The following is an 8977-nucleotide window of genomic DNA, read 5'->3' on the forward strand; positions in this document are numbered from 1 at the left end:
ATGCGGATCACCACCACTGACACGGCCTACCACCTGGACAGCGGTCACTACCACCTGACCGTCTCGCGCACCGACCCCAGCGCCGAGCTCGTGGGCTGGATGACGCTCAGCCTGCTCGCCTCGGTCAACACCCGGGGCGGGCGCGACGAGACGTACGAGACCCTGCCGCCCGTGCTCGCCGAGCGCGAGGGGGTGGCCGTCTTCGACTTCCCCCAGCGCACCACCGAGTGGGAGACCAAGACCGTCCGGCTGACCTGCACCCCCGAGACGATCGCGCTGGAGGTGCGGGTCGAGGGCGACGGGGTGCTGAGCGACGTGACGCTGCTCGGCGGCCGGGCCGTGCTCAACACCCGCGCGGCGGGCACGTTCCGGTCCGGGGTGCACGCGCGCGGCGTCTTCAGCCCCACGCCCGCGCATCCCGTGAGCGTGGTGCGGCCGGTGTCCGCGCCGGTCGCGCTCACCGTCATCGGCGACGCCTCGCCCGGCCGGCTGCACGCCGTCTTCTCCCCGCCGCCGCTGGTGCTGGCCTTCTGCAAGGACGAGCCGACCGGCGCGACCGCCGTGCCGGACGGGCAGTGGCTGGGCGCCTCGGTGCGCGCCGGGATCACCGACCTGACCTTCACCGAGCTCTCGTACGAGCCGCTGGACGGCGGGGCGCTGCTGCGCCTCGACTACGAGGGCCACACCGAGGTGCGCGGCGCGTGGACCTCCCCGGCCGTCGTGCTCCGCGCCGCGTCCTCGCCCTGGGAGGCGATCTCCCACCACCGCGCCGACCTCGTCGGGCACGGCCTGGCCCCCGAGGGCCCGACCGGCGAGCGGCACGCCTGGTGGAGCGAGCCGATCTTCTGCGGCTGGGGCGCCCAGTGCGCCAGGGCCGACGGCGTCTCGCCGGTGGAGCTGTCCCGGCAGGACCTGTACGACGGGTGGCTGGGCCGGCTGGAGGAGCACGGCATCGTGCCCGGCACCATTGTGATCGACGACCGGTGGCAGCTCACGTACGGGAACCTGGAGACCGACGAGGCCAAGTGGCCGGCGCTGCGCGAGTGGATCGCCGCCCGGCACGAGCGCGGCCAGCGTGTGCTGCTGTGGTGGCGGGCGTGGTCGCCCGACGGGCTGCCGGCGGAGGAGTGCGTGACCGACGCGGGCGGGCGCGCGGTGGCCGCCGACCCGTCGAACCCGGCCTACCGGCTCCGGGTCCGGGCCATCATGGAACGGCTGCTGGGCGAGCTCGGGGCCGACGGCTTCAAGATCGACTTCACGCAGTGGTTCCCCAGCGGGTCGCACCTGAAGGCGTACGGCTCCACCTGGGGGCTCGCCCTCCTGCACGAGCTGCTCGCCACCATGTACGAGGCCGCCAAGCGCGTCAAACCCGACGCCCTCATGGTCACCCACACGCCGCACCCGGCCTTCGCCGACGTCAGCGACATGATCAGGCTCAACGACGTGCTGGAGTTCGACGCCCGCGGGGACGCCGTGCCCGCCGTCGACCAGCTCCGCTACCGGCACGCGGTGGCCGCCCACGCCATGCCGGGCCACCTGATCGACACCGACCAGTGGCCCATGCCCAGCCGGGCCGACTGGCTCGCGTACGCGCGGGAGCAGCCCTCCCTGGGCGTCCCCGCCCTGTACTACGTCGAGTCCATCGACAACTCCGGCGAGCCGATCAGCGGCGCCGACCTGCGCCAGGTGGCCGAATGGTGGCGCCGGTGAGGCAGGCGGAGGTGGTCGTGTACGGCGCGACCTCGGCGGGCGTGTGCGCCGCCGTGGCCGCCGCCCGGCGCGGCCTGGACACCGTGCTGCTCGGACCCGGCCGGCACGTCGGCGGCATGACCTCGGGCGGGCTCGGCTACACCGACATCGGGGACGCCCGCGTGCTGGGCGGCATGGCCGCCGAGTTCCGCCGGGCCGTCGCCGACGCCTACGGGGTCGCGCCCGGCCACTACGCCGGGCCCGAGCCGCACGTGGCCGAGGCCATCTTCCTGTCCTGGCTGGACGCCGCCGGCGTGGAGGTGGTGTTCGACGCCCCGCTGCGCACGGTGGTCACCTCCGGCGACCGCGTCTACTCCGCCGTCACGCACCGGGGGGACTTCGCGGCCGGGGCCTTCGTGGACGCGAGCTACGAGGGCGACGTGCTGGCCGCCGCCGGGGTGGGCTACCGCGTCGGCAGGGAGGACCGGTCCCTGCACGGGGAGAGGTTCGCCGGGCGGCGCGAGGTGGTGCCCGGGATGCACAACTTCCCGTCGTGGATCTCCCCGTTCCGGGCCGACGGCACGCTGCTGCCGCAGGTCGCCGACGGGCCGATGGCCGAGGTGGGCGAGGGGGACGGCGGCGTCATGTCGTACGGCTACCGCGTCTGCATGAGCACCGCCGCCGACCGGATCCCGTTCGAGCGGCGGCCCGGCTACGACGAGGAGCACTGGGAGCTCGGGCGGCGGCTGTTCCGCCACTGGCGCGAGCGGGGGATCGAGCCCCGGGCCGGGCGCCTGGTGGGCCTGGAGCCGAACCTGCCGGGCGGCAAGTGCGACGGCAACTCGCTCGGGCCGTTCTCCCTCAGCGTGCTCGACCGGTCGGCCTGGGCCTATCCCGACGCGGGCCCCGCCGAGCGCGAGCGGATCCGCCTGCACCACCTCCACCACGCCCAGGACCTGCTGTACTTCCTCGCGCACGACCCCGAGGTGCCCGCCGCCGTGCGGGCCGAGCTGGGGCTGTGGGGGCTGCCGGCCGACGAGTTCGCCGACACCGGTCACCTGCCGCACCAGCTCTACGTGCGGGAGGCGCGGCGGATGCTGGGGAGCAAGCACCTGACCGAGCACGACCTCGTCCAGGGCCGGCCGCAGGAGGACGTGATCGCGATGGGCTCGTACCATCTCGACGTCCGGGAGGTGCAGCGGACCTGGCGGTGGGTGTACGAGCATCCGGACCCGGTGCCCATGGTGGTGACCGAGGGGTACCTGTCGGTGGGGGTCGCCCCGTACCAGATCCCGTACGGCGCGATCGTGCCCCGGCGGGAGGAGTGCGCGAACCTGGTGGTGCCGGTGTGCGTGTCGGCCTCGCACGTGGCCTTCTCCTCCATCCGGATGGAGGTGCAGTACCAGATGCTCGGGCACGCGGCCGGGCTGGCCGCCGCGCAGGCGGCCGGCAGCGGGAAGGCGGTGCAGGACGTGGACGTGGCCGCGCTGCAGGAGGAGCTGGTCGCGGCCGGGCAGGTCCTGTCGCTCTGACCTCAAGGGGCGGGCCCGCGGGACGGCCCGCCCCGGTGAGCCGGGACGGGCCCGTCGGGATCAGGCGGCGTCGCCCGCCTGGTCGAGCACCTGCCGGGCGAACGGCGGGACGACCTTGCGCAGGACGTTCGCCTCGTGCGCCTCGGCGCGGGCCAGCGCCTCCGCCGCCGCGGCGGCCGTCCCCGAGCCCGACAGCAGGTCGAGAGCCGCCAGCCCCGCAGCCCCCATGTCTTTGGCGGCCGACACCCATCGGTCCAGCTCGCCGGCGATCGGCCCCTCGACGTCGGCGGGCAGCCCGGCCAGCCGGGTCAGCTCGGTCCGCAGCTCCGCACGCGACCGGCCCTCCAGGGCCGCGGCGCACAGGGCGGTGAGCCTCGGGCTCTGGTCGGCCCCGGGCGGCCAGGCCGAGCACGCCTCCACCAGCGGCAGCAGCTCAGCAGCCCCCGGCAGCAGCCGGACGGCCCGCGCGTGGGACCTGGCCGGGTCGTAGGCCGCCAGGTGCCAGGCGTAGTCGGCCACCGTCGTCAGCGCGATGCGCGAGGCCGCCGCCTCGACCATCGGGTTGGCGGTGATGCCCTCCAGCGGCACGTCGCCCAGCTCCGTGGCCCGCCCGACCAGCGGCCCGAGGAAGACCCGGGAGAAGTCGAAGTCGTTGACCGGGAAGTTGTCCCACAGCGCCACCCGGTGCCCGTAGGAAGCCGCGGCGGCCGTCATGTCGTAGGCGGAGATCTCGCCCACCACCACGTCGGACCCGGTCCACCAGACCAGCACGTCCGCCGGCAGCTCCGCCGCCAGCCGGTCGCGGTACGCCGTGCGCCCGGTCCCCGCGTAGTCCGTGGGCACCATGGTCAGCGGCCGGTCAGCGCCCCGGGGCGCGAGGAACCCGGCGGCGAAGTCGCGGCAGACCGCCGCGTGGGCACTCGCGCTCGCGCCCTCCGCCGTGCCGTACGCCTCCCGGTCGGGCGCGTGGCCCAGCTCGGGCGGGATGTCGTCGAAGAGCAGCGCGAACTCCCTGACGCCCACCTCCCACACCTGCTCGGCCTTGGCCCGCAGCGCCTTGCGCTCGGCCGGGTCGCTGTAGACCATGGACAACCCCGGGCTGAGCGCGAACACGAACCTGACGTGCTGCGCCGCCGCCTCCGCGACCAGCTCGGCCAGCCTCGCCAGCTCCTCCTCCGGGTACGGCTCCCGCCACCGCTCCCGGTGGAACGGGTCGTCCTTGGGCGCGTAGACGTAGGCGTTGAGCTTGTGCCTGCCGGAGAAGCGCAGGTGACCGAGACGGTCGGCGTGGGTCCACGGGGTGCCGTAGAAACCCTCGATGGTGCCCCGGAGCGGCAGGTCGGGCCAGTCGCGCACCTCGGCCTCCGGCACGCACGACCGGTGCTCGGGACACGGCGCCCCGGCCAGCGCGAGGAGGGTCTGCGCGCCGTAGAAGGCGCCGGCGGGGTCCGCGCCCACGATCCGCACGCCGCCGTCGCCGGCGGTCAGCGTGTATCCCTCGGCCGGCAGCTCCGCCCCGGCGTCGACGCGCACCTCCACGAGGACCGGGGCGTCGTCCGTCCCCGCGAACGAGGCGCTCAGGGCGGTGACGGCGCGACCGGCGGCGGCGTCGCCGTGGATCCGGCAGTCGCTCAGCTCAAGATGCGAAACGCCGAAAGTGGCCTTTTTCGGACAGGGAACAATCCACTCCAAGGCATCCATTGTGGGAACGATACCGGATAGGATTGCGCCTCGTGGGAAGCGATATAACCGAAGTTCTGCCCGGGGTGCTCCGGATCGAGGACACCTGCAACGTGTACGTCATCAAGGCTCCCGCCGCCCCCGGCGAGGAGCGCACCGGGATCGCCGTGGACTTCGGTTCGGGACGCGTGCTCGACCTCCTCGAGGAGCTCGGGCTCGACCGTCTCACGGACGTCCTGATGACCCATCACCACCGTGACCAGGCGCAGGGGCTGCACCGGGCGGCCGCGGCGGGGGTCGCGATCCACGTGCCGCCGGTCGAGCGCGACCTGTTCGAGAAGGTCGGCGAGATGTGGTCGGGGCGCCAGATCCTCAACGACTACGACCTGCGCGACGACCGGTTCTCGCTGCTGGAGCCCGTTCCGGTCACCGATGTGGTCCCCGAATATCGGACGGCCCGTTATGGCGGGGTCGATGTCCGGGTGCTGCCCACCCCCGGGCACACCACCGGCTCCGTCACGTACGTGGTGGGCCGGGCCGCGTTCACCGGTGACCTGATCTACGCCCCCGGCAAGGTGTGGTCCCTGGCCGCCACCCAGTGGTCGTACACCGAGAACGAGGGCCCCGCCATGGTGGTCATCAGCTCCGAGCTGCTCCAGAAGGAGGAGCTCGACGTGCTGCTGCCCTCCCACGGCGAGCCGATGACCGACCCGAAGGACGCGCTCGCCCGCCTGTCCACGGCCATGCAGCGCTACGTGGACTTCCGCCGCCCCCACGCCTGGGACGTGCGCGGCCTGCTGGCCAACCCGTTCGTCCAGGTGACGCCGCACCTGCTGATGAACCGCAGCAGCCAGTCCTACAGCTACGTCCTGCTGTCGGAGTCGGGGGCGGCCATGGTGTTCGACTTCGGCTACGACATGTCCACCGGTCTGGTGAAGAGCACCGCCCGCGAGGCCCGCCGTCCCTGGCTGGCCTCCCTGCCCGCGCTGCGCGAGCACTACGGCGTCACGAGCGTCGAGGTCGCGATGCCCACCCACTACCACGACGACCACGTCGCGGGCATGCCGCTGCTGCGCGACGTCGAGGGCACGGCGATCTGGGCCCCGTCCCACATCGCGCCCATCCTGGCCGCGCCGCTCCACCACGACCTGCCGTGCCAGTGGTTCGACCCCATCCCCGCCGACCGGGTGCTCGGGCTGGGGGAGACGGTGCGCTGGCGCGAGTACGACATCACGGTGCACGACCTGCCGGGGCACACGCTGTTCGCGGCGGCGTACGAGTTCGAGGTGGACGGGCACCGGGTGCTCGTCACCGGCGACCAGCAGGACGGGATGGGCATCCCGGACGAGCGCCAGGAGATCCTGAATTTTCAGTACAAGAATAGGTTCCAGATCGAGGACTACCGGAAGAGCGCCGCGCTCTACCGCCGCCTGCGTCCCGACCTCATGGTCAGCGGCCACTGGCGGCCCCGCTGGGTGGACGACGACTACCTGCACATGATGACCGAGCGGGGTGAGGAGCTGGTGGCCCTGCACCACGACCTGCTCCCGCTGGACCGGCTCGACCTCGGTGCCGACGGGGTGCTGTGCCGGTTGACCCCGTACTATACGAGCGTCCCCGCGGGCGGCGAGGTCGTGCTGACGGCCACCGTGCGCAACCCGTGGCCGGACAAGGCCGTGGCGACCATCGAGCCGGTGGTTCCGCCCGGCTGGCGGCGCGAACAGGGATCCCTGACGCTTAGGCTGCCCGGAGGGGGTATGGAGCAGGTGCATCTCCGTCTCGGCGCCGACGTCGTGCCGCGACGCCGGGTTCGCCTCGCAGTCGACCTGACCATCGGCGACCTGCGCCTCGGGCAGCACGCCGAGGCGCTGGTCGACGTGGTCGCGGAAGGGAATCCATGACCATAGAACGGCGCGGCACCCCCCTCGGCCGTTCCCGCCGTCCCACGATCAAGGACGTCGCGGAGGCCGCCGGCGTCTCGCGCTCCACGGTCTCGCGGGCGCTGACGGGGCGCGGATACGCGGCCAGCGACGTGCGCGAGCGCGTCCTGCGCGCCGCCGCCGAGCTGGGCTACGTGCCCGATGTCATGGCCCGCACCCTCAAGCAGCAGGTCAGCAGGTCGCTGGGAGTCCTGGTGAGCGACCTGCGCAACCCCTTCTACGCGGAGCTGGCCGCCGGGGCCAGCAGGGAGGCCCGCGAGCGCGGCTACACGATGGTGCTGGCCGACACGAGCCTGTCGGCCGAGGCGGAGAGCGAGGCCGCCGAGGCCCTGGTCGCGCTCCGGGTGGCCGGCGTGATCGTGACGCCCAACTCCTCGGCCGTGTCCACCTACCTCTCCTCCCACGGCATCCCGGTGGTCGAGGTGGACCGCCAGTTCGCGGCCGGCTCGACCGACGGCGTCGTGGTCGGCAACCGCGTCGGCGCCCGCACCGCCACCGCGCACCTCGTCGGTCTGGGCCACCGCCGGATCGCCCTGTTCATCGACGAGACCGACTGGACCACCGGCTACGAGCGCTACCAGGGCTACCTGGAGGCGCTGGCGGCCGGTGACATCAAGGTCGACCCCGCCCTGGTCGTCTCCTCCGGCTGGGACGTCACCGACTCCCGGCGCCGGGCCCTCGACATGCTGCGCGGCCCGGACCGTCCCACAGCGGTCTTCGCCGCCAACAACGTGCTCGCCGAGGGCGTCTGGCGGGCGATCAGCGGGCTGGGGCTGAGCGTGCCCGGCGACATCAGCCTCATCGCGTTCGACGACGCGCCCTGGATGAGCATGGTCTCGCCCACGGTCAGCGCGGTCTCCCAGGACACCTTCAACCTGGGCGCGACCGCCGTGCGCAGGCTCGACGAGCGGATCCAGATGCCGGAGGCCGACTCCGTCACGACCGTGCTCAACGTGCGCCTCATCCAGCGGGAATCCACCGCACCGCCCCCCGTTATCTGACATTTCCGTCATCTCGCGCGTTGACCCATGGGGAAAGGTCGCCCTAGGATCCCGTGTGGGAACGATGTCACAGCCACCTTGCGGCAGTCGTTCTCGTCGGAGGCCCAATGCAGCACGATCTTCCCCCTGTTCTGTCCCTGGACATCGGCGGCACCAAGCTCGCCGCGGGCGTGGTGACAGGCGATGGCCTGATCCACGGCTGGCAGGTCACCCCCACCCGCAGGGAGGAGGGGCCGCGAGCCGTCCTGGCCAGGCTGTTCGACCTGGGCAGGAAGGCGGTCGCGGAGGCCGGCCTGCCCGAGGTGGCGGCCGTGGGCATCTCCTGCGGCGGCCCGCTGGACGCCGCGGCCGGGGTGCTGGAGTGCCCGCCGCACCTGCCGGGGTGGATCGACGTCCCGATCGGGGCCATGGCCACGGAGGCGTTCGGCGTCCCGTCCGTCCTTGAGAACGATGCCACGGCCGCCGCGCTGGGCGAGTTCCGCTACGGCGCGGGCCGGGGCACCAGCACGATGCTCTATCTCACGATCTCCACGGGTGTGGGCGGCGGCTCCGTCATCGGCGGGCGCCTGCACCGGGGCGCGGCCGGCAACGGCGGCGAGCTGGGGCATGTCATGGTGCGGCCGGGCGGCCGGAAGTGCTCGTGCGGCCGGCTGGGCTGCCTGGAGGCGTACGCCTCCGGCACCGCCATCGCCGAGCGCGCCCGGGAGGCCCTGGCCACCGGCCGGCCCTCGTCGTTGTCCGCCGTCGAGCGCCCGACGGCCGAGGACGTCTCCCGCGCCGCCGAGGCGGGCGACCCCCTGGCGAGCGCGATATGGGACGAGACCACATGGGCGCTCGGCAGCGCGATCACCGACCTGGTGAACGCGTTCGAGCCCGAGCTCGTCGTCCTCGGCGGCGGCGTCACCCGTTCCGGCGCCCGGCTCCTCGACCCCGTGGCCGCCGCCGTCGCCCGGGACGCCATGCCGCCCGCGGCCCGTGCCGCGCGCATCGAGCTCGCGCGGCTCGGCGCGGGCGTCTGCGTGGTGGGCGCCGGCGCCGTCGCCCATGACCTCCTGTGCGGACTCTGTGGAAAGACGCATGCCAGAACATCCCCCGGGGGGCGGCGACCACGGAGCAGGGCACCACGCCGCCGCGC

6 protein-coding genes are annotated in these 8977 nt (G+C 73.5%); 5 read left to right on the top strand and 1 reads right to left on the bottom strand.

What is annotated here, in order from left to right:
* Complete coding sequence (locus tag AB0J69_RS16695; protein WP_364117706.1) at positions 1-1710, top strand: hypothetical protein; 1710 nt, start codon at positions 1-3, stop codon at positions 1708-1710.
* Positions 1707-3221 carry an FAD-dependent oxidoreductase gene (locus AB0J69_RS16700; RefSeq protein ID WP_364117708.1) on the top strand — a complete coding sequence of 505 codons (1515 nt, stop codon included), beginning with the start codon at positions 1707-1709 and terminating at the stop codon, positions 3219-3221. Before AB0J69_RS16695 ends, AB0J69_RS16700 begins: the two co-directional genes overlap by 4 nt.
* A 60-nt stretch (positions 3222-3281) precedes the next feature.
* Here the strand turns inward: AB0J69_RS16700 and AB0J69_RS16705 are convergent, their stop codons facing one another.
* Positions 3282-4922 (bottom strand): beta-N-acetylglucosaminidase domain-containing protein, encoded by a 1641-nt coding sequence (locus tag AB0J69_RS16705; protein ID WP_364117710.1) that lies wholly within the window; start codon positions 4920-4922, stop codon positions 3282-3284.
* Positions 4923-4954: 32 nt separating this feature from the next.
* Here AB0J69_RS16705 and AB0J69_RS16710 point away from each other — a divergent pair, with 32 nt between their 5' ends.
* The 3 genes from AB0J69_RS16710 to AB0J69_RS16720 form a co-directional block, all read left to right on the top strand.
* Entirely contained in the window at positions 4955-6802 is a 1848-nt protein-coding gene (locus tag AB0J69_RS16710; protein ID WP_364117712.1) for an MBL fold metallo-hydrolase, read from the top strand.
* On the top strand, positions 6799-7842 hold the full coding sequence (locus AB0J69_RS16715) for a LacI family DNA-binding transcriptional regulator (RefSeq protein WP_364117714.1): 1044 nt from the start codon (positions 6799-6801) through the stop codon (positions 7840-7842). Before AB0J69_RS16710 ends, AB0J69_RS16715 begins: the two co-directional genes overlap by 4 nt.
* A 107-nt stretch (positions 7843-7949) precedes the next feature.
* Positions 7950-8977: ROK family protein (locus AB0J69_RS16720; RefSeq protein WP_364117716.1), on the top strand; the 1028-nt coding region annotated here is incomplete at its 3' end.

It is taken from the genome of Nonomuraea sp. NPDC049709, assembly GCF_040674815.1.
Taxonomy (GTDB): Bacteria; Actinomycetota; Actinomycetes; order Streptosporangiales; family Streptosporangiaceae; genus Nonomuraea.

What these genes read in the sequence shown, in the direction of transcription:
- AB0J69_RS16695 (WP_364117706.1), top strand. Translation starts at nt 1, where the DNA reads ATGCGGATCACCACCACTGACACGGCCTACCACCTGGACAGCGGTCAC.
- AB0J69_RS16705 (WP_364117710.1), bottom strand. Translation starts at nt 4,922, where the DNA reads ATGGATGCCTTGGAGTGGATTGTTCCCTGTCCGAAAAAGGCCACTTTC.
- AB0J69_RS16715 (WP_364117714.1), top strand. Translation starts at nt 6,799, where the DNA reads ATGACCATAGAACGGCGCGGCACCCCCCTCGGCCGTTCCCGCCGTCCC.